We start from the raw sequence: 19,978 nt of genomic DNA on the forward strand, positions 1-19,978 counted from the left end.
GGATCGGCTTAGTGATCCTCGTTATCCTCTGGCTCCGGCAGCGGCGGGGCTTCACCGCGCAGCGCGGCGTCATCCATGGACCGCTTGATCTCGGGATCGACGATCTCGATCTTGGCTGCATTGCGCAATCCCGTCACCACGGCTTGCGCCTTCTGCTGCACGAGTTGCGCCTCGATGGCCGACTTGACCTGGTCGAAGCTCGGCACTGCCTGGTCGCGCTTCTCCTCGACCTTGATGATGTGCCAGCCGAACTGGGTCTGCACCGGATCGGAGATCTCCCCGACATCCAGGGCGAACGCCGCATCCTCGAACGGCTTCAGCATCTGCCCGCGGGCAAAGAAGCCGAGATCGCCGCCTTCGGCATTGGTATCCTTCGACTTCTCCTTGGCCAGCGCGGCGAAGTCCTCGCCCTTCTTCAAGCGCTCGGCGATCTCCTTGGCCTCTTCCTCGGTCCCCACGAGGATATGCCGGGCATGCACTTCCTGCTCCGGCGTCATGCTGGCGATCTTCTCGTCGTAAATCTTCTTGGCGTCCGCGTCGGTCACCCCGCCGGTGATGCTCGCGTCGAAATAGGCATCGCGCAGCGCGCGCCGCGAATGATATTTGACCCGCGCGGGGAAGGTATCGGTCTGGTCGAGCTTGTCCTTCTCGCCCGCCGCCGCCATCAGCTCATTCTCGATGACATATTGCAGAAGGACGCGCTTGCGGTCCTCCGGGCGGTAATTGCCGAGCCGGGGTCCGACCTCGGAGGCGGCGAAATCGAGATCCGACTGTTTGATCTCGACGCCGTCGATGCGCGCCATGACCGCGTCGTCGGCAGCGGCAGACAGCGGCACAAGAGTGATGAAGGCTGCAAAGAGCAGCAACGATGAACGGGTTTTCACAGGTGGATCCTCGTCTTCTGCTCGCCCTTAAGTGCTCCGGATGAGGGCTGGCGAGCGGTTTGGGCGCTTCCCCCGCGCCATCTTTAGCGTTGGCCATGCCCATTGCCAAGCGGCGGAATTGACGGACGGCTAATATTTCGATATATCCAGAAACATGGATACATTGGATGCGGTCGGCGCCCTCGGTGCGCTTGCACAGGAAAGCCGGCTCAAGGTCTTTCGCCTGCTTATTCGAACTGGCCCGACCGGTATGGCGGCCGGGGACATCGCCCGCGCGCTCGACGTACCCGCCAACACGATGTCGTCGCATCTCGCCATTCTCTCCCGGGCCAAGCTGGTCACGCCCGGAAAGAAGGCCGCTCGGTGATCTACGCAGTGGACCTGACCGGCACCCGCGATCTGTTGCTGTTCCTGGTGGCGGATTGCTGTCAGGGGGAGCCATCGGTCTGCGGGCCGGCGATCGAATCCACCCTGAACGCATGCTGTACAAGTTAGCTGGAGGAAATCGCCATGAAGGTCGTCAGCAGCCAAGAACCCCTCAACGTCTTGTTTCTCTGCACAGGCAACTCGGCCCGGTCGATCCTGGCCGAATGCATCCTCAATCGCGAGGGAATGGGCCGCTTCCACGCCTTTAGCGCCGGCAGCATGCCACCGGCAAGGTCAATCCGCATGCCCTCCATCTTCTGAAGCGGCTCAATTACGACGTATCCGGGCTGCGCTCGAAATCCTGGGAGGAGTTCGCCGAGGATGGCGCACCGAAGCTCGATTTCGTCTTCACCGTCTGCGACAACGCGGCCAACGAGGTCTGCCCGATCTGGCCCGGCCAGCCGATGACCGCTCATTGGGGCGTGCCGGATCCGGCGGCGGTCGAGGGCACCGACGCGGAGAGGGCCTTCGCCTTCGACGACACCTACCGCATGCTCAATCAGCGCATCTCGATCTTCGTCAATCTGCCGTTGCAGAGCCTGAGCAAGCTCTCGCTCCAGAAGCAGCTGGACGAGATCGGCCAAACGGCCTCCTCCAAGGAGCCCGCCTGAGCCACCGGCCCGGCCCGCGCCTCGCGTTGACAAGGGTTGGGCTGCCTCTTATGTCTCAACCGCGTTGATCCCGGCACTTTTCGTCACATTTCTCTAGCCTGACGAGGACCGGCGGGGACCGTCGCGCTCAAGACACCACACGGCCTCAGGGGCTTTCGTCGCAAAGCCCCGCGGGACCGTATCATGCCATAAGAGGCTCCTGATCCATGCTTTCCTTTGGCGCCCTCGCCACCAAGGTCTTCGGCTCCGCCAACGACCGCAAGCTCAAGCCCTACGCGGCCGTCGTCGCCCGCATCAACGCGCTGGAGCCTGAAGTCGCCGCGCTCTCGGACGAAGCCTTGCGCGCCCGCACCGACGAGTTTCGCAAGCGCCTCGACGGCGGCGAGACTCTCGACGATCTGCTTCCCGAAGCCTTCGCCACGGTGCGCGAAGCCGCCAAGCGCACGCTTGGGCAACGCCACTTCGACGTTCAGCTCATCGGCGGCATGGTTCTGCATGAGGGCCGCATCGCCGAGATGAAGACCGGCGAAGGTAAGACGCTGGTGGCGACGCTGCCCGTCTATCTCAACGCGCTTACCGGGCGCGGCGTGCACGTGGTCACGGTCAACGACTATCTCGCCGCCCGCGACGCCGCGTGGATGAGCGCGGTCTACAAATTCCTGGGCCTCACCGTCGGCACCATCGTGCACGACATGAACGACCAGCAGCGCAAGGTGCAATATGCCTGCGACGTCACCTACGGCACCAACAACGAGTTCGGCTTCGACTATCTGCGCGACAACATGAAATACGCCGACTCGGAGCTTGCGCAGCGTGGCCACTACTTCGCCATCGTCGATGAGGTGGACTCGATCCTGATCGACGAAGCGCGCACGCCGCTGATCATTTCCGGCCCGCTCGACGACCGCTCGGACTTCTACACCACGATCGACGTGTTCATTCCGAAGCTAAACGACGAGGACTTCGAGCTCGACGAGAAGACCCGTCACGTGAGCCTGACCGAAGCCGGTAATGAGCATGTCGAGCAGCTGCTCAGCGACGCGGACCTCCTCAAAGGCGAGTCCCTCTACGACGTCGAGAATGTCAGCGTCGTCCATCATGTCCAGCAGGCGCTCCGCGCGCACAAGCTGTTCCTCAAGGACCGCGACTACATCGTCAAGAACGACGAGGTCGTGATCATCGACGAGTTCACCGGCCGCATGATGTCCGGGCGGCGCTATTCGGAAGGTCTGCACCAGGCGCTCGAGGCCAAGGAGCACGTGACCATCCAGCCCGAGAATCAGACGCTGGCCACCATCACCTTCCAGAACTATTTTCGCCTCTACGACAAGCTCGGCGGCATGACCGGCACGGCCGCCACCGAGGCCGACGAGTTCATCGACATTTACGGCCTCGACGTGGTCGAGGTGCCGACCAACGCCGACATGATCCGGCTCGACGAGGATGACGAGGTCTATCGTACCGCCAAGGAAAAATACCGGGCGATCATCGAGCTCATCAAGGATGCGCAGAAGCGCGGCCAGCCCATGCTGGTCGGCACCACCTCCATCGAGAAGTCGGAGCTCCTGGCCGAGTTGCTCAAGAAGGACAAGGTTCCGCACAAAGTGCTGAACGCGCGCTATCACGAGCAAGAGGCGCATATCATCGCCCAGGCCGGCGTGCCCGGCGCCGTCACCATCGCCACCAATATGGCCGGCCGTGGCACCGACATTCAGCTCGGCGGCAACCCGGATAGCTCGAGGACTGGCTCGCGACGCAGAAGGAAAAGGGCAAGGAGCCCACGCCCGAAGAGGTCGAGAAGCAGCGCGCCGAGATCGCCGCCGACATCGCCAAAGAAGAAGAGGCAGGCGCTGGACGCCGGCGGCTTATACGTGATCGGCACCGAGCGTCACGAAAGCCGGCGCATCGACAATCAGCTGCGTGGCCGTTCGGGCCGCCAGGGCGACCCGGGCCGCTCGCGCTTCTTCCTGTCGCTCGAGGACGACCTCATGCGCATCTTCGGCTCGGAGCGCATGGACGGCATGCTCAAGGCGCTTGGGCTGAAAGAGGACGAGGCCATCGTCCATCCTTGGATCAACAAGGCGCTGGAGAAGGCGCAAGCGAAGGTCGAGGCGCGGAACTTCGACATCCGCAAGAACCTGCTCAAATACGACAACGTGATGAACGACCAGCGCAAGGCGATCTTCGATCAGCGCCGCGAGTTGCTGGGTGACGCGGATCTCAACGAGACCGTCGCCGAGATGCGCCGCTACGTGGTCGACGATCTGGTCGCGCAAGCCATTCCCGAAAAGTCCTACGCCGAGCAGTGGGACATCGACGGGCTGAAGGAGCAGGTCCACAACATCTTCGATCTCGACCTGCCGGTCGCCGATTGGGCCGCCGAGGAAGGGATCGCCGAAGCGGAGATCCACGAGCGGCTGATCAAGGCGACCGACGAGCGCGCCGCCAAGAAGGCGGCCGAATTCGGCCCGCAGATCATGCGCCAGATCGAACGCGCCGTGCTGTTGCAAACCCTCGACGGGCTATGGCGCGAGCATCTGGTGACGCTCGAGCATCTGCGCCAGGTCATCGGCTTGCGCGGTTACGGCCAGCGCGATCCGCTGAACGAGTATAAGAGCGAGAGCTTCACCCTGTTCGAGCAGATGCTGGCGCGGCTGCGCGAGGCGGTGACCGGGCAACTGATGCATGTGGAGATTGCCCAGCAGGACGACGTGCCGCCGCTCGACGCCGCGGAGCTGCCGCCCATGGAGGCACATCACATCGATCCCACCACCGGCGAGGACGAGTTCGCCTTGGAGGCGGCCAATGCGGGTCCGGCCAGCGGCGGGACGAGCGCGGCGAAGGCGGCGCGCGTGCGAAAGGCGGCGACGGCCGTCAATCCCGCCGATCCCTCCACCTGGGGCAAGGTCCAGCGCAACGCGCCGTGCCCGTGCGGGTCCGGCAAGAAATACAAGCACTGCCACGGCGCCTATAGCTAAGGGCCCCGCTCCGCACTAAGACTTGGGCGCTCGTAAAGCTCGAGTGCTTCCAAGCGGCGTTTTGGCTCGTGATTCACGGGAACTGAAACCGTCCTTGGGCTCTTTGGTCTGGACGCAGGGGAACCCCAGAACACCATGACGCTCGACCAGGCGCTCGCTTTCGCTGTCATTGCCGGCATGATGGCGCTCTTCATCTGGGGGCGCCTTCGCTACGACCTCGTCGCCGTACTGTCGCTTCTGGCGGCCATCGCCGCGGGCATCGTACCGCCGGACAAGGCCTTCTCCGGCTTCAGCGACGACATCGTGATCATCATCGCCAGCGCCCTCGTGGTCAGCGCCGCCGTGGCCCAGTCGGGCGTGATCGAGCGCGTGGTCCGCAAGTTCGGACCCTATCTCACCAACGTCTATCGCCAGGTCGCGGCACTCGTCGGCTCGGTCACGGTGATGTCGGGCTTCGTCAAGAATATCGGCGCGCTGGCCATGCTGATGCCCATCGCTTTCCAGTTCGCGCGCCGTACCGGCACTTCGCCCTCGTCTCTGCTCATGCCCATGTCGTTCGGGGCGCTGCTTGGCGGCATCGTCACCCTGGTCGGCACCTCGCCCAATATCATCGTGTCGCGCGTGCGCGAGCAGATCCTCGGCGAGCCGTTCCATATGTTCGACTTCACGCCCGTTGGGGCGAGCCTGGCTGTCATCGGCTTCGTGTTTCTGATCTTCGGCTGGCGCCTTCTACCCACCGGCCGCAAGGGCGCCGTATCCATGGACGCCGCCTTCAATCTGTCGGGCTACACCACGGAGGTCACGGTGCCGAAGGACTCGCCCGCCGCGGGATTGACGGTGAAAGGACTGGAGGATCTCGGCGAGAACGAGATCGAGGTCATCACCTTGGTCCGCGCCGGCAAGCGGCGCGCCGAGCCTGCCGGGAACGTCGTCATCAAACCCGACGACATTCTGATCATCCGCGGCGAGCCGTCCGCGCTGGAGCGCATCGTGGCGCTGGAGAAACTGACCCTCTTGCGTGACGAGGACAGCAGGGCCTCGGACACGCCGACCGACGAGATCGGCATCATGGAGGCGGTCATCACGCCGGACTCGCAGTTGATCGGGTCATCCGTCGGCCAGCTCCGGCTCTACGACCATTACGGCATCAGCCTCCTCGCCGTAAGCCGCACCGGACGGCGCATCGCCAACCGCTTGCGCACGGTGAAGCTCCGGGCCGGCGACGTCATCGTGCTGCAAGGCAATCTCTCGATCATGCCGGAGACTCTGGGGGAGCTGCATTGCCTGCCGCTGGCCGAGCGCGATCTTCGCATTGGCCGCAAAGGGAGCCTCGTTCCCATCGGTATTCTCGCCGTGGCCATGGGACTGGTCGCCTTCAATCTGGTTCCAGTCGCCATCGCCTTCTTCGGCGCCGCCGTCCTGTTGCTGCTGTTCCGCTCGCTCTCTTTGCGCGAGGCCTATGAGGCGATCGAATGGCCGATCCTGGTGATGCTCGGCGCCCTGATCCCGGTCAGTGACGCGCTGCGCACCACCGGCGGCACCGAGCTCATCGCCGCGTGGCTGTCGGACACGGCCATGTCGCTGCCGGCCTGGGGGGCGCTCGCCCTCCTGATCGCCGCCGCCATGGCGGTGACGCCCTTCCTGAACAACGCGGCCACCGTGCTGGTCATGGCCCCCATTGCAGCGACCTTCGCCACCAACCTCGACTACAACCCCGATCCGTTCCTCATGGCGGTGGCGATCGGCGCGGCCTGCGACTTTCTCACGCCCATCGGGCACCAGTGCAATACCCTGGTGATGGGCCCGGGAGGCTACCGGTTCGGCGATTACTGGCGGCTGGGGTTACCGCTCTCCGTCCTCGTGCTGATCGCCGGTACGCCGCTCATTCTGTTTTTCTGGCCGCTCTAGCACGTCATGAGTTGCCGGCCATGTCGGGCGGGCAGCGTTCCTCGACGTCGCTTGCGACCGTCGCCGCGCTTCCCGGCTCGAACACGTAACGGCCCTCGCACACGCTGACCACCGGCGGGACGCGGGATTGCTCGAACAGGTCGGAGCCAGTCTTGAGATTGGCCCAGAAGCCGCTCCACTCATCCCCCTGACGTAGCCGCAAATTGCGCTCGGTCATGCGGAACGGGAAGGCATGCACCGGGATGCGCGCCTGGCCCTGGTCGAGCGCCGCGGTAACGAAGGCCCAGATCTCGTCCACCACGGCATCGGTGACGGCATAGCAGCCAATCGACGCGCAGCCGCCATGGACCATGAGGAAGGACCCGGTCCGCCCCTTGCCGCGGTCATACACGTTGGGGAAGCCGAGATTGAAGGACAGATGCATGCGGCTGTTCGGATTGAGCGCGTCCTTGCTCACCGTGTAGAAGCCTTCCGGCGCCTGCTGGTCGCCCTCTCTCAGCTTCGGTCCGAGCCGTCCCGACCACATGCACATCGGATAGGTGGCAAACAGCTCGAAGCGGCCATCCTTCTCGACCCACAGCTCGATCTCGGACTCGAGCTTGAACACGCGGAGATAGACCGGCATGCCGGGCGCGATCCCCGCCGCCTTGAGGCGCGCATCGAGCCGGGCCAGGTCCGGCGTGCCCGGCAGCGGCTTACCGGCCTCGTGATGCGCCCTGTTCTCCGCACGCTGCATGTTGATATGCACGCGGTCGATGAGCTGACGGCCTTGCGGCGTGAACAGGAAATAGCCGCCGGCGGCGAGCGCCACGAGAACAAGGGAGACGAGGAGGTGCCGCAACATCACCGCTCACTGAAAGCCGATTGAAAGGGCGAGATGATGAAGTATAGCGCGAGACGGGCGGCTGTCCGCGCCGCATCGAAACGCTATTTTTTCTTCTTCTTGTCGCTCGCGATCGAAGGCGTCGCGGGACCAAGCGTCATCGCGCGATAGGTCGGCGTGACCGAGCCGAAGCTCAAGCCCATGACGCTGCCCAGCGGCTTGGCCAGCGAAGCCTGCGACATGGTCTTCTTGCCGTCATCCTTCGACGGCTTGAAGGCCACCACCGGCAGCTTCCGGTAGGCCGGGCAGGCGCCGGCCGGGTTCGGCCTGACATTGTTGTTGAATGCCGCATTGACGAGATAGCGCTTCTCGCACACCGCCACCGTCGGCGGCAGCCGCGTCGTTTCGAAATAGTCGTAGCCTTCTTTCAGGTTCCGCCAGAAATCGTACCAGTCGTCCTTGGTATGCGCCGCCAGATTGGCGGACGTCATGCGGAACGGATAGGCCTGGACCTGAAACGACGCCTGGCCCGCGTTCAACGCCTCGCGCGCCAGGATGTAGATTTCCTCGATCACCGCATCGGTCATGGCGTAGCAGCCCGCCGACGTGCAATCGCCATGCACCATCAGGTTGGAACCGGTACGGCCCAAGGAGCGGTCATAGGCGTTGGGGAAGCCGATATTGAAGGCGAGGTGATATTTGCTGCGCGGATTCAGCTGGTCGCGGCTGATGAGGTAGAACCCTTCCGGCGCTTGCCGGTCGCCTTGCTTCACCTTCGGCCCGAGCCCGCCGGAATAGGCGCAGATCGGATAGGTCTTGAAGTGGTAATAGCGCCCGTCGTCCTTCTGCTTCCAAACTTCAAGTTCCGACTCGGCCTTGAAGATGCGGACGAGGACCGGCTGCTCCTCGGTCATACCCTTTTCGGCGAGCAGCGCGCGCGTCTGCGGCGCGAGCGGCTTCATGTATGGCGGAGAGAATTGACCACAGCCGGATAGCGCGGCGGCAAAAGCCACCACGCTCGCCGCGAAGACGGCCGTGATAAACCTTGAACGAAGCATACGCAGTGCCCCTCGCGCACCTCGGCCAAGATCAGTTTGATGGGTTAAAGCACGGTTAGCGCGACCCCCGCGCCAAGCCTCCGGCTTCCCCCGATTTGGCCCCTTATTATACGCTCGCCAGCAGCCCAGGTGGACTAAAAAAAAGGCGGTTTTTGGGGCAAATACCCAGGTGTTAGACGGTGCGGCCCATGGCCAGGAATTTTTCGCGCCGTTCCTTACGAATCTCATCCGGGGTCATGTCGTCATACTCGACAAGGGCCCGGACCAGTAGGTCGCCCGCCGCCTGCACCACCCCGGCCGCGTCCCGATGGGCCCCGCCGACCGGCTCGGGGATGATTCCATCGATAATTCTGAGCCTTAGCAGGTCCTGAGCGGTGATTTTCATGTTCGTGGCGGCATCCACGGCCCGGGTCGAGTCGCGCCACAGGATAGAGGCCGCCGCCTCCGGCGAGGCCACCGTGTAGATCGAATGCTCCAGCATGTAGATGCGGTTCGCCGTGGCGATGGCCACCGCGCCGCCTGAGCCGCCCTCGCCGATGATCAGCGACAGGACCGGCACCCGCAGGCCCATGCAGCAATCGGTGGACCGGGCGATCGCCTCGGCCTGGCCGCGCTCCTCCGCGCCGATGCCGGGATAGGCGCCCGCCGTATCGACGAGGCTGATGACGGGAAGCGAGAAGCGGTCGGCCATCTCCATCAGGCGCACCGCCTTGCGGTAAGCCTCGGGCCGGGCCATGCCGAAATTATGCTTGATGCGGCCCTCGGTGTCGGAGCCCTTCTCGTGGCCGATGACCAGGACCGACCGGCCCGACATCCGTCCGATGCCGCCGATGATCGCCTGGTCCTCGCCGAAATAGCGGTCGCCCGCCAGCGGCGTGAAGTCCCGCACGAGACCGTGGATATAGTGCTTGAAATGGGGCCGCTCGGGGTGGCGGGCGACTTGCGTCTTCTGCCACGGCGTGAGTTCCGAATAGGTCTCTTGGAGCGCTTCCCGCGCCTTGCCCTCGAGCCTGGCGAGCTCATCCGCGATCGCCACGGAGGCCTGCTCACCGGCGAGCGCTTTCAGCTCGGCGACTTTGCTCTCAAGCTCGGCGATCGGCTTTTCAAAATCGAGATAGGTACGCATGCGGCTTGGGACCCCTTGGGGAACCCCGATTTCCCGGGCGGCCATCCATGGAACTGGGATAAGGCAACGGGAATTCGGTTGTAAGTGGCCTTGCTAGGATACCCTGTCAACAGGTGACCCGCTCGTGCCCGGCCAAGAGATTAGCGCCGCTTGGTTAAATGAGCCTGAGCCAAGGGGTGATGTTCCTCCACCAGCCGACGCAAGCGCTCCTCGATAACATGGGTATAGATCTGCGTCGTCGAGATGTCGGCGTGGCCGAGAAGCTGCTGCACCGTGCGCAGATCGGCCCCCCGCTCCAGCAGGTGGCTGGCGAAGGCATGGCGCAGCACATGCGACGACACCCGGGCCGGATCGAGATTGGCGGCGAGCGCCAGCCCCTTCAATTCCTGGCCGAAGCGCTGGCGGGTGAGGTGCTGACCGCCGTCGCCAGTGGGAAACAGCCATCCCGAGACGGCTTTGCCGGCCGCTTCGGCCTCCGCCATGGCCGCCACATGGGCGGCAAGCGCGCCCCGCGCCGCGTCGTTCAACGGCACCAGCCGTTCGCGCCCGCCTTTGCCCTTGATGGTCAGCACCCGGTCGTCAGCGGCGAGCGCGTTGCGAGGCAGCGCGATCAGCTCCGATACCCGCAGGCCCGAGGCATAGAGCGTCTCGATCAGCGCGTAGAGGCGCAAAGCGCGGCGGCGCGGCGCGCCATCCGCCGCCGTCATGGACGCCTGCTTCGCGGTCTCGATCAGCGTCTCGACCTCGGCGAGAGACAGGATCTTGGGCAGCGGCCGGCCGAGCTTCGGGCTGTCGATGGCCGAGGACGGATCGTCGGTGCGCAGGCCCTCGGCCAGAAGAAAGCGGAAGAACTGACGGATGGCCGACAGCTTCCGCGCCCGCGACGTGGGCGCCAGCCCTTTGCGCGAAAGCCCGGCGAGATAGGCCCGCAAGTGATCGGCGTCGGCCCCTCGCGCCGTCGCGCCCTTGCTCGCCAGGAAGGCGAGAAAATCGGAGATGTCCCTCGTATAGGCCTGGATGGTATTGGCGGTGGCGCCGCGCTCGGCCATGAGCATGTCGAGAAACAGCGCAAGCTCGGAGCTCCCAGCCCCCTTCGATGCGGTTTTCCCGGGGCTCAAGGCCTCAAATCCCTGCAAATGGGGGATTATTGCGCGCGATGGCTCGGCGGCGCGGTGAAGGATGGCGCGGCCGAAGTATCCGTGGACGCCGTGGAGTTCGGCTCGTCCACGGGTTGCGCCTTGACGTTGCGCAGAGCTTTGGAGATTTCCTTGGGCTCAGGCTGAAAGTATTCGGCGAGCACATAGAGGCTTCCAGCGACGACACCGACGATCGTGCACAAAATCATGAGGAAACGAAACAATGTTGGCATCGAGGCGCTCGTGTTCCTAACTGTCTATCGGTCCCGGACAGGGCCCCAGTATGACTCAAAACCACCGGGCGCCTTAACCCACAAATCGTATCATGGATGATTCGACACTGCCCTGTCAGCATGGGACAAATAAGGCCCTCCCTTCGAAGATGACCCTAGACTTGGCTGAACATAGCAAAGACGACCGCGACCGTCGGTTGGCGGAAATCCGCCAATCCCTGGGCGCGCGCTCGATCGTGCTGATCGGGCTGATGGGCGCGGGCAAGACCGCGGTCGGCCGGCGCTTGGCCAACCGGCTCGATCTGCCCTTCATCGACGCCGACACCGAAATCGAGCTGGCCGCGGGTCAGAGCATCAAGGAGATCTTCGCCGAGCACGGCGAGGACTATTTCCGCGAGGGCGAGCGGAAAGTCATCGCCCGCCTCCTCGAAGGGGGCCCGCAAGTGCTTGCCACCGGCGGCGGGGCCTATATGAACCCGCAGACGCGGGACGCCATCAAGGCGCATGGGCTCTCGGTCTGGCTCAAAGCCGATTTGCGCGTGCTGATGAAGCGCGTGCAGCGCCGCGACCACCGGCCCTTGCTGGCCACCGGCGACCCCGAGACCGTGATGAGGAAACTGATGGCCGAGCGCAATCCCGTCTATGCCGAGGCGGACATCACCGTGGAGAGCCGCGAGGTACCCCATGACGTCATCGTCGGCGCGGTGATCGACGCGCTCGCCGCTAAGCTCGGCTGCATGACAGCGAAGAGCGCCCCCGCCGCGCGCCGCAAGGGAGGCCGATGATGGGCGACGACACAGCCACGCTCAGCCAGCCCAAGAGCGACAAACCCAACAGCGAGACGACCATCGCCGTAGACCTGCCCGAGCGGCGTTACGACATCGTCATCGGCGAGGACCTCCTCGCCACGGCGGGCGAGCGTCTCGCCGCGGCCCTGCCCCGCGCCCGCTACGCGGTGGTCAGCGACTCGAATGTCGCGGCCTTGCATCTGGCGCCGCTCAAGGCGAGCCTCGAGCGGCAGGGCAGCTTCCTCGGCTCCGCCGTGGTGGCGCCGGGCGAAGCGACCAAATGCTTTCCCGTTCTGGCCAAGCTCTGCGAGACCCTGCTCGATCTCGGCGTCGAGCGCGGCGATTGCGTCATCGCCTTTGGCGGCGGTGTGGTGGGCGACCTGGGCGGCTTCGCCGCCTCGATCCTGCGCCGCGGCGTGCGCGTGGTGCAGATGCCGACCACGCTCCTCGCCCAAGTGGACTCCGCCATCGGCGGCAAGACCGGCATCGACACCAAGCAGGGCAAGAATCTGATCGGCACCTTCCATCAGCCGAGCCTGGTGCTCGCCGATGTCGCGGTGCTGTCGACCTTGAGCGAGCGCGAGTTCCGCGCCGGCTATGCCGAGGTGGCGAAATACGGGCTCCTCGGCGATGAGCCCTTCTTCGCCTGGCTCGAGCAGAATTGGGGCGATGTGTTCTCCGGTCACGACGGCAAGCGCCGCCACGCCGTGGAGACGAGTGCCCGCGCCAAGGCCGAGGTCGTCGTCGCCGACGAGCGCGAGGAGAGCGGCCGGCGCGCGCTGCTCAATCTCGGTCACACCTTCGGCCACGCGCTGGAAGCCTTCGCCGGCTATTCCGACCGTCTGCTGCACGGCGAGGCCATCGCCATCGGCATGCGGCTCGCCTTCACCTATTCCGTCGAGCATGGGCTGTGCCCGCCCGAGGACGCGGTACGCGTCGAGAAGCATTTCGCCGCCGTCGGCCTGCCAACCGAGATCGCCGCCATTCCGGGCGACAAGCCCACCACCGGCGAGCTGTTGCGGCTCATGGCCCAGGACAAGAAGGTCAAGGGCGGCAAGCTCGCGCTCGTGCTCGCCCGTGGCATCGGCCAGGCCTTCGTCGAGGACGACGTCGCCATGGATCGGCTGACCGAGTTCCTCAAGAAGGAGTGCGCCGGCCGATGACCTTAGGGTTAGGCATCACGCTCGGCGCCATCATCGGCCTGCTCATCGTCTCGGCCTTCTTCTCGGGCTCCGAGACGGCGCTGACGGCGGCGTCGCGCGCGCGCATGCATGGGCTCGAAGAGGACGACAACAAGCGCGCCAAGCTCGTGAACCGGCTGCTGTCCTCTCGCGAACGGCTGATCGGCGCCATCCTGCTCGGCAACAATCTCGCCAACATCGCCGCTTCGGCGCTCGCCACCACCTTGTTCCTGTCGGTGTTCGGCGAGGCCGGCGTCGCCTATGCGACGATCGTGATGACCGTCGTCGTCGTCGTGTTCGCCGAGGTGCTGCCCAAGACCTACGCCATCGTCAATGCTGACCGCATGGCGCTCGCCGTGGCGCCTCTCATCCGCGTCATCGTCGCGGTGTTCGCGCCGGTGACCCGCGCCATGCAGCTCCTCGTGCGCCAGACACTCAAGCTGTTCGGCGCCGAGGTGGGCGAGGATACCGACGTGCTGGCGGCCCATGAGGAGATCCGCGGCGCCATCGAGCTGCACCACAAGGAAGGCGGCGTGGTGAAGGTCACCCGCGACATGCTGGGCGGCGTGCTCGATCTACGCGAGCTCACCGTGTCGGACATCATGGTGCACCGGACCAATATGGATGCGCTCGACGCGGACCTGCCGCCCGGCGAGATCGTCGATGCGGCGCTGAAGAGCTCGCACACGCGGCTGCCGTTGTGGCGCGGCGAGCGCGAGGAGATCGTCGGCGTGCTCCATGCGCGGCCCCTACTGCGCGCGCTGCGCGATTCCAAAGGCGACGTGAGCAAGATCGACGTCATGGCGCTCGCCACGCCGCCCTGGTTCGTGCCCGACACCACCAATCTCAAGGATCAGCTCAACGCCTTCCTCAAGCGCAAGGCGCATTTCGCCATCGTCGTCGACGAGTACGGCGAGGTCATGGGCGTGCTGACGCTCGAGGACATCATCGAGGAGATCGTCGGCGAGATCACCGACGAGACCGACATCGCCGCGGCGCTGGCCAAGCCGCAAGTCGACGGCTCGCTGATCGTGGACGGCATCGTGCCCATCCGTGACGTGAACCGGCTGATGGATTGGGACCTGCCCGACGAGGAGGCGACCACCATCGCCGGGCTCGTGATCCACGAGGCCCAGACCATCCCCAACCCGGGTCAGGCCTTCACCTTCCACGATTTCCGCTTCGAGGTGCTGCGCCGCCAGCGCAATCGCGTCACCTCCTTGCGCGTGACGCCGCTCGGCAAGGCAGCCACGGTCGCCGCCAAGGAAGACAACGCGGCCTCATGAGGCCCGCTTGCCTTCCTCCGGGCTCAGCGCCGTGATGGCGAGCGCGTGGATCTTGCCGGCGAGCTCGTCCGCCAGCACGGCATTGACCATGCGGTGACGCTCCACCCGAGACTTGCCGTCGAACGCCGCCGATACCACTTTAACGGTGAAATGACTCTCGCCGGTGCCAGGCGACCCGGCATGGCCGGCATGGTGGTGGGAGTCGTTGACGACGTCGAGCGCCTCGGGGGCGAAGGCTTGCGTCAACTTTTCTCTGATTGAATTCTCGATGGTCATGCTGCGAAGGTCCTTCGAAAGTATGATGCATGCGCCGGCGCTCAACCGATCAGACTATCGCTTTTGCTGGCGCGGAGCCATTCTTGTTGTGACGGACACCGCTTCCCATAATGCCGAGTCCATGAAGCTCGATTCAAAATTCCTCGACCGCTTGCGGGTTAAGCCTGACAAGGATCGCCTGCTGCGCGACGCCTGCCCGTCATGCGATTGGGAGGGCTGCAACCAGCCGGGTCTGCACCCCGCGCCGAAAGGCCGCGGCCTGGAAGGGCAGTATCATCGCTACTGCCTGGAGCACGTGCGCGAGTACAACAAGGGCTACAACTATTTTTCCGGCCTGCCCGACGAGGAGGTCGTCGAGCAGCAGAAATCCGACGCCACGGGCAACCGCCCGACCTGGTTCGTGGGCGTGAATTCCTGGGCCCGTAACCGGAGCAAGAAGGGCAGCCCCCCGCCACGCAGCGGTTTTGCCCATCGTTTTTCGACGCAGGACCCGTTCGGCGTGTTCGGCGACGGGGCGCCAGGCGGGGCCCAGCCGGGCGCCGCGCCGCGCCGGCCGCTGAAGCGGCTCGAGCGCAAATGCATGCGCCACCTCAATCTCGACGACAATGCCACCAAGGCGGAGATCAAGGCCCGCTTCAAGGAATTGGTTAAGCGGCTCCATCCCGATCACAACAACGGCGACCGGTCCTCGGAGGACAAGTTGCGCGAAGTGATCCAAGCCTATAACTATTTGAAGCAGGCGGGGCTTGCTTAAGCCGCCCTGCCGCCCCCAGCAAAATCAGGGCTTTGCTCCAGGCGAGCCCCAACGCAAACGCGACATATAGGCTCTCATCGATCATGACACTTGAAGCGGCTCAGAACGGCGCACGCTTGCCGGACATGACAGTGTCCGCGCGCCAGGTCTTCGGCATCGACTCCGATTTCGAGGTGCCGGCTTACTCACAGCCCGACGAGCACGTTCCCGACATCGACCCCGATTACCTCTTCAACAAGGAGGTGACGCTCGCCATTCTCGCCGGCTTCAAGCACAACCGCCGCGTGATGGTCCAGGGCTACCATGGCACCGGCAAGTCGACCCATATCGAGCAGGTCGCGGCACGGCTCAACTGGCCATGCATGCGCATCAATCTCGACAGCCATGTGAGCCGCATCGACCTTGTCGGCAAGGACGCCATCGTCATCAAGGACGGCATGCAGGTGACCGAGTTCCGCGAGGGCATCCTGCCTTACGCGCTCCAGTCCAACACCGCCTTGTGCTTCGACGAGTACGATGCCGGCCGCCCCGACGTGATGTTCGTCATCCAGCGGGTGCTGGAAGTCTCCGGCAAGCTCACCCTGCTCGACCAGTCCAAGGTCATCAAGCCGCACCCCGCTTTCCGCCTGTTCGCCACCACGAACACGATCGGTCTCGGCGACACGAGCGGCCTCTATCACGGCACCCAGCAGATCAATCAGGGTCAGATGGACCGCTGGTCCATCGTCGTCACCCTCAACTATCTGCCCCATGACGACGAGGTGGACATCGTTCTCGCCAAGGCCAAAGCCTGGAACACCGAGGAAGGGCGAAAGACCGTGTCGAACATGGTCCGTCTCGCCGAGCTGACGCGCAACGCTTTCATCAACGGCGACCTGTCGACGGTGATGAGCCCGCGCACGGTGATCACCTGGGCCGAGAACGCCGAGATCTTCGGCGACGTGGGCACCGCCTTCGAGCTGTCCTTCCTCAACAAATGCGACGAGTTGGAGCGCGGCCAGATCGCCGAGTTCTATCAGCGCTGCTTCGGTGAGGATCTGCCGCAATCGACGGCCAACGTGGCCTTGAGCTAGTCCCATGACGGCGACCAAGCGGAAAGAGGCGCCCCTCGATCCGTTCAAGCGCGCGCTGACGCTGACCCCGCTCCATCGCCGCCGACGGATCGTCGAGGTGGTCTTCACCAGCGAGCCACCGGGCCTCGCCGGCAAGACCGCCCGCGTGCCCGAGCCCTCGCGCGTTCCCACCAAGGACGAGATCGCCGTGATCCGCGGCCACGCGGACGCGGCCGCCCTCGCCGTGGCCTGCCACGACGACGGCCTGCACCCGGCGCTGGCGCCGTCGGGCGGCGATGCCCGCGCCGTGTTCGAGGCCATCGAGCAGGCGCGCGTCGAGGCGATCGGCGCCAAGCGTATGGAAGGCGTGGCCGCCAATCTCAATGCCCGCATGGAAAACCGCTATGCGCGGAGCCGCGTGACGCCGGAGACCGAACGGTCCGAGGCGCCGCTGTCCGATGCGCTGGCGCTTCTGGTGCGCGAGCGGCTGACCGGCCTCGCGCCGCCGGCCAAGGCGCGTGCTCTCGTCAATCTGTGGCGCCCCTGGATCGAGGAACGCGCCCGCACCCTGCTTGATCGCATGCCGGAGACACTGCTCGATCAGGACGCGTTTGGCCGGCTGGCACGCGATCTCCTCGCCGCCCTCAATCTCGCCGATCAGCTCGACCAGGGCGACGAGCAGAGCGAGTCCGACCAGAACGGGGAATCCGATCCGGACGCGTCCGACGATCAGGACGAGAACGCCGAAAGCCAGGACCGGGCCGAACTCGCCTCGGAATCCCGGGCCGAGCAGGACGACGCCAGCGACGAGACCCTGGACGACCAGGAGGACGGCGCCACCGATCAACTCGACCGCGACAGCGAATCGGCCGATCTACCGCGCCGCTCCGAACCGTGGCGGCCCAACACCTCCGTCCTCGATGACCCGGAGGCCTTCGGCTACAAGGTCTTCACCCGCGCCTATGACGAGATCGTCGCCGCCGAGGATCTGTGCGACCAGGACGAGCTCGACCGCTTGCGTGCCTTTCTCGACAAGCAGCTGCAAGCGCTGCATGGGGCCGTCTCCCGCCTCGCCAACCGCTTGCAGCGGAGATTGCTGGCCCAGCAGAACCGCGGCTGGGACTTCGACCTCGACGAAGGGACCATCGACGCCGCCAGGCTCGCCCGCGTCGTCGTCGATCCCATGCATCCCCTGATGTTCAAGCAGGAACGCGAAACCCAGTTCCGCGACACCGTGGTCACGCTCGTGCTCGACAATTCCGGCTCCATGCGCGGCCGGCCCATCATGGTGGCCGCCTGCTGTGCCGACATCCTGGCGCGGACCCTTGAGCGTTGCGGCGTGAAGGTCGAGATCCTCGGATTCACCACCCGCGCCTGGAAGGGCGGCCATTCGCGGGAGGCTTGGTTGAACGCCATGAAGCCGCCTTTGCCCGGGCGCCTCAACGACCTGCGCCACATCATCTACAAGTCGGCCGACATGCCGTGGCGGCGCGCCCGGCGCAATCTCGGCCTGATGATGCGCGAGGGATTGCTGAAGGAGAATATCGACGGCGAGGCGCTGGCCTGGGCGCATCAGCGCCTGCTGGCGCGGCCGGAGCAGCGGCGCATCCTGATGATGATCTCGGACGGCGCCCCGGTCGACGATTCCACCCTGTCGGTCAACTCCGGCTCCTATCTGGAGCGCCATCTGCGCCAGGTGATCGAGGAGATCGAGACCCGCTCGCCGGTCGAGCTGCTGGCCATCGGCATCGGCCACGATGTCACCCGCTACTACCGGCGCGCCGTCACCGTCACCGATGCCGAGGAACTCGCCGGCGTGATGACCGAGAAGTTGGCCGAGCTGTTCGATGAGGAGCACGCGAGGCGGCAACTCCACCGGTCCACCCCGTCGATGGTCCGCGCCAAGCGGCGGAAGCTGCACTAGGTGCATCGCCCGCGACGCAAGAGGTTGCTCGTCCCGGCGCTGGCCGGACTTGCGGCGATCTCGATCTTCGGGCTGGGTGCCCTCCTCGTCGCCCCGGCGCTCGCCGACAAGCCGGCGGACGCGCTGACCGCGCCGATCACCACCCCCGTCACCGCCATCCCCATCACCTTCGACCGCGACGAGCCCGAGCGCACGGCCTTCGGCAAGCTCGTGTTCCGGGGCGGGCTCAACCTGTTCGGCAAGTCGCGCCATTTCGGCGGCTTCTCGGGTATCGCGTTGGATGCCTCGGGAACGACGCTGCTGGCGGTCTCCGACGCCGGCACGTGGATGCGCGCCAAACTCGACTATGACGGCCGCAAGCTGAAGGCGCTTCAGAACGTGGTGCTCGGCCCGATCCTCGGCCATGACGGCAAACCGCTGAAGACCGATGCCGAACGCGATTCCGAGGGCCTGGCGCTCGCCACCGGCGACACACGCCAGGGGGCCGCCTTCGTCTCCTTCGAGCGCGAGCAGCGCATCATGCGCTATCCGTTCACCGCTACCCGCTTCGGCCCGCCCGACCGTGCCGTTCCCTTGCCGAAGGAGTCGAAGCGCATGAGCGCCAATCGCGGCATCGAGGCCGTGGCCCTGATCCGGGCCGGGCGGCTGAAGGGGACGATCGTCGCCTTCTCCGAGCGCCTGACCGACCGGGCCGGCAATCTCAAGGGCTGGCTCATCGGCGGACGCGGAGCCGACACCATCACCTTACGGCGCCTTGGCGGCTTCGACATCACCGACGCGGCTGGCCTGCCGGATGGGGGGATCGTTCTGCTCGAGCGCCGCTTCCGCTACAGCGAGGGCGTCAAGATGCGCATAAGGCGGATCGCCGCCACCGAGCTCAAGCCCGGCGCACTGATCGAGGGCGAGACCCTGCTCGAGGCCCACGACAATCTCAACATCGACAATATGGAAGCGATCACGGCAACCCGGTCGGCCGCCGGCGAGACCATCCTGACGCTCATGTCGGACGATAATTTCAGCCCGCTTCAGCGCTCGCTGATCATGCAATTCGCGCTGCCCGCGGACAAGCGCGTGGCCGCCGAGCCACGCCGCTCCGCGAACTGACGTCTTCGAATTGGAGCCGGAAAGCCTTAGGAGGCGGCGGCTTGCGCCTCATGCGCCTTGGCAACCTGGCGCTTAAGACGCCGGGCCTTCAAGGACAGCTCGTCGTCGCCAGCCTTGAGCAGATAGGCGTCAAGGCCGCCGCGATGCTCGACCGAGCGCAGCGCATTGGCGGAGATGGTGAGCCGGACGTGCTTCTTGAGCGCATCGCTCTGCAGCGTCACGTTGCACAGATTCGGCAGAAAACGGCGCCTTGTCCTGCGTTTGGCATGGCTCACATTGTTCCCGGTGAGCACGGCCTTGCCGGACAGCTCGCAGCGACGGGCCATAGTCCTTGTCCTTCTTCGTATCTCTATGAAAGCCGGTTGCGGCTCGTGACTATCCACAAGCGCGGCAGCCATTTGCCGGAGATATACGGGGATGGCCCTATTCG

At 65.1% G+C, this 19,978-nt stretch carries 17 protein-coding genes and 2 pseudogenes; 11 read left to right on the forward strand and 8 right to left on the reverse strand.

Going from position 1 to position 19,978, the window contains the following annotated elements; genetic code table 11:
- Positions 1-8 precede the first annotated feature (8 nt).
- The gene (locus AUC69_RS06810) at positions 9-884 is read right to left on the reverse strand and encodes a peptidylprolyl isomerase (protein ID WP_069441471.1); all 876 of its coding nucleotides are present in this window, start codon (positions 882-884) and stop codon (positions 9-11) included.
- A 154-nt stretch (positions 885-1,038) separates the two neighbouring features.
- On the opposite strand from AUC69_RS06810, the pseudogene AUC69_RS06815 reads away from it, so the two are divergent.
- The 4 genes and pseudogenes from AUC69_RS06815 to AUC69_RS06830 all read left to right on the forward strand — a co-directional run bounded on the left by AUC69_RS06815 (position 1,039) and on the right by AUC69_RS06830 (position 6,807).
- Positions 1,039-1,379 (forward strand): annotated as a pseudogene (locus AUC69_RS06815) (ArsR/SmtB family transcription factor).
- Positions 1,380-1,394: 15 nt separating this feature from the next.
- Positions 1,395-1,921: pseudogene (locus AUC69_RS06820) on the forward strand (arsenate reductase ArsC).
- A 206-nt stretch (positions 1,922-2,127) separates the two neighbouring features.
- On the forward strand, positions 2,128-4,899 hold the full coding sequence (secA, locus tag AUC69_RS06825) for a preprotein translocase subunit SecA (RefSeq protein WP_069441472.1): 2,772 nt from the start codon (positions 2,128-2,130) through the stop codon (positions 4,897-4,899).
- Positions 4,900-5,034: 135 nt separating this feature from the next.
- Positions 5,035-6,807: an SLC13 family permease gene (locus AUC69_RS06830; RefSeq protein ID WP_069441473.1), complete on the forward strand. Its 1,773-nt coding sequence runs from the start codon at positions 5,035-5,037 to the stop codon at positions 6,805-6,807.
- A gap of 4 nt (positions 6,808-6,811) precedes the next feature.
- Here the strand turns inward: AUC69_RS06830 and AUC69_RS06835 are convergent, their stop codons facing one another.
- From AUC69_RS06835 to AUC69_RS06855, 5 genes are all read right to left on the reverse strand, one after another.
- Positions 6,812-7,651: a L,D-transpeptidase family protein gene (locus AUC69_RS06835; protein WP_083239174.1), complete on the reverse strand. Its 840-nt coding sequence runs from the start codon at positions 7,649-7,651 to the stop codon at positions 6,812-6,814.
- Between the two features lie 83 nt (positions 7,652-7,734).
- Positions 7,735-8,688, reverse strand: a complete 954-nt coding sequence (locus AUC69_RS06840; protein ID WP_069441475.1) for a L,D-transpeptidase family protein — start codon at positions 8,686-8,688, stop codon at positions 7,735-7,737.
- Positions 8,689-8,860: 172 nt separating this feature from the next.
- Positions 8,861-9,814, reverse strand: coding sequence for an acetyl-CoA carboxylase carboxyltransferase subunit alpha (locus AUC69_RS06845; RefSeq protein WP_069441476.1), 954 nt, complete (start codon positions 9,812-9,814; stop codon positions 8,861-8,863).
- Positions 9,815-9,954: 140 nt separating this feature from the next.
- Positions 9,955-10,932, reverse strand: coding sequence for a site-specific tyrosine recombinase XerD (locus AUC69_RS06850; RefSeq protein ID WP_280136625.1), 978 nt, complete (start codon positions 10,930-10,932; stop codon positions 9,955-9,957).
- A 26-nt stretch (positions 10,933-10,958) separates the two neighbouring features.
- The gene (locus AUC69_RS06855; RefSeq protein ID WP_083239176.1) at positions 10,959-11,183 is read right to left on the reverse strand and encodes a hypothetical protein; all 225 of its coding nucleotides are present in this window, start codon (positions 11,181-11,183) and stop codon (positions 10,959-10,961) included.
- Between the two features lie 161 nt (positions 11,184-11,344).
- Here AUC69_RS06855 and AUC69_RS06860 point away from each other — a divergent pair, with 161 nt between their 5' ends.
- The 3 genes from AUC69_RS06860 to AUC69_RS06870 are packed head-to-tail and all read left to right on the forward strand — an operon-like array spanning position 11,345 to position 14,438.
- Entirely contained in the window at positions 11,345-11,968 is a 624-nt protein-coding gene (locus tag AUC69_RS06860; RefSeq protein ID WP_244500144.1) for a shikimate kinase, read from the forward strand.
- Positions 11,968-13,134, forward strand: a complete 1,167-nt coding sequence (gene aroB, locus AUC69_RS06865) for a 3-dehydroquinate synthase (RefSeq protein ID WP_069441480.1) — start codon at positions 11,968-11,970, stop codon at positions 13,132-13,134. The genes AUC69_RS06860 and aroB overlap by 1 nt, the downstream gene beginning before the upstream one ends.
- Entirely contained in the window at positions 13,131-14,438 is a 1,308-nt protein-coding gene (locus AUC69_RS06870; protein ID WP_069441580.1) for an HlyC/CorC family transporter, read from the forward strand. Before aroB ends, AUC69_RS06870 begins: the two co-directional genes overlap by 4 nt.
- Here AUC69_RS06870 and AUC69_RS06875 read toward each other — a convergent pair.
- On the reverse strand, positions 14,433-14,714 hold the full coding sequence (locus tag AUC69_RS06875; protein WP_069441481.1) for a BolA family protein: 282 nt from the start codon (positions 14,712-14,714) through the stop codon (positions 14,433-14,435). The genes AUC69_RS06870 and AUC69_RS06875 overlap by 6 nt on opposite strands.
- Before the next feature lie 88 nt (positions 14,715-14,802).
- Between AUC69_RS06875 and AUC69_RS06880 the strand changes: the two genes are divergently transcribed.
- From AUC69_RS06880 to AUC69_RS06895, 4 genes are all read left to right on the forward strand, one after another.
- Complete coding sequence (locus tag AUC69_RS06880) at positions 14,803-15,468, forward strand: J domain-containing protein (protein ID WP_342018546.1); 666 nt, start codon at positions 14,803-14,805, stop codon at positions 15,466-15,468.
- An 83-nt stretch (positions 15,469-15,551) separates the two neighbouring features.
- A complete protein-coding gene (cobS, locus tag AUC69_RS06885; RefSeq protein WP_069441482.1) occupies positions 15,552-16,541 on the forward strand; it encodes a cobaltochelatase subunit CobS in 990 nt (329 codons plus the stop codon).
- Positions 16,542-16,545: 4 nt separating this feature from the next.
- Complete coding sequence (gene cobT / locus AUC69_RS06890) at positions 16,546-18,444, forward strand: cobaltochelatase subunit CobT (RefSeq protein ID WP_069441483.1); 1,899 nt, start codon at positions 16,546-16,548, stop codon at positions 18,442-18,444.
- A complete protein-coding gene (locus AUC69_RS06895) occupies positions 18,445-19,548 on the forward strand; it encodes an esterase-like activity of phytase family protein (protein ID WP_083239177.1) in 1,104 nt (367 codons plus the stop codon). It abuts the gene before it with no gap.
- Between the two features lie 26 nt (positions 19,549-19,574).
- On the opposite strand, the gene rpmB is transcribed toward AUC69_RS06895, so the two are convergent.
- The gene (rpmB, locus tag AUC69_RS06900) at positions 19,575-19,874 is read right to left on the reverse strand and encodes a 50S ribosomal protein L28 (protein ID WP_069441485.1); all 300 of its coding nucleotides are present in this window, start codon (positions 19,872-19,874) and stop codon (positions 19,575-19,577) included.
- Between the last annotated feature and the right edge of the window lie 104 nt (positions 19,875-19,978).

This window comes from Methyloceanibacter superfactus (assembly GCF_001723305.1).
GTDB lineage: Bacteria > Pseudomonadota > Alphaproteobacteria > Rhizobiales > Methyloligellaceae > Methyloceanibacter > Methyloceanibacter superfactus.

Bases quoted from the DNA above. Each gene is read 5' to 3' on its own strand.
- AUC69_RS06845 (WP_069441476.1), bottom strand. From the start codon at position 9,814: ATGCGTACCTATCTCGATTTTGAAAAGCCGATCGCCGAGCTTGAGAGC.
- AUC69_RS06830 (WP_069441473.1), top strand. From the start codon at position 5,035: ATGACGCTCGACCAGGCGCTCGCTTTCGCTGTCATTGCCGGCATGATG.
- AUC69_RS06855 (WP_083239176.1), bottom strand. From the start codon at position 11,183: ATGCCAACATTGTTTCGTTTCCTCATGATTTTGTGCACGATCGTCGGT.
- AUC69_RS06835 (WP_083239174.1), bottom strand. From the start codon at position 7,651: ATGTTGCGGCACCTCCTCGTCTCCCTTGTTCTCGTGGCGCTCGCCGCC.
- secA (WP_069441472.1), top strand. From the start codon at position 2,128: ATGCTTTCCTTTGGCGCCCTCGCCACCAAGGTCTTCGGCTCCGCCAAC.
- aroB (WP_069441480.1), top strand. From the start codon at position 11,968: ATGGGCGACGACACAGCCACGCTCAGCCAGCCCAAGAGCGACAAACCC.
- AUC69_RS06840 (WP_069441475.1), bottom strand. From the start codon at position 8,688: ATGCTTCGTTCAAGGTTTATCACGGCCGTCTTCGCGGCGAGCGTGGTG.
- cobT (WP_069441483.1), top strand. From the start codon at position 16,546: ATGACGGCGACCAAGCGGAAAGAGGCGCCCCTCGATCCGTTCAAGCGC.
- AUC69_RS06875 (WP_069441481.1), bottom strand. From the start codon at position 14,714: ATGACCATCGAGAATTCAATCAGAGAAAAGTTGACGCAAGCCTTCGCC.
- cobS (WP_069441482.1), top strand. From the start codon at position 15,552: ATGACACTTGAAGCGGCTCAGAACGGCGCACGCTTGCCGGACATGACA.
- AUC69_RS06870 (WP_069441580.1), top strand. From the start codon at position 13,131: ATGACCTTAGGGTTAGGCATCACGCTCGGCGCCATCATCGGCCTGCTC.
- rpmB (WP_069441485.1), bottom strand. From the start codon at position 19,874: ATGGCCCGTCGCTGCGAGCTGTCCGGCAAGGCCGTGCTCACCGGGAAC.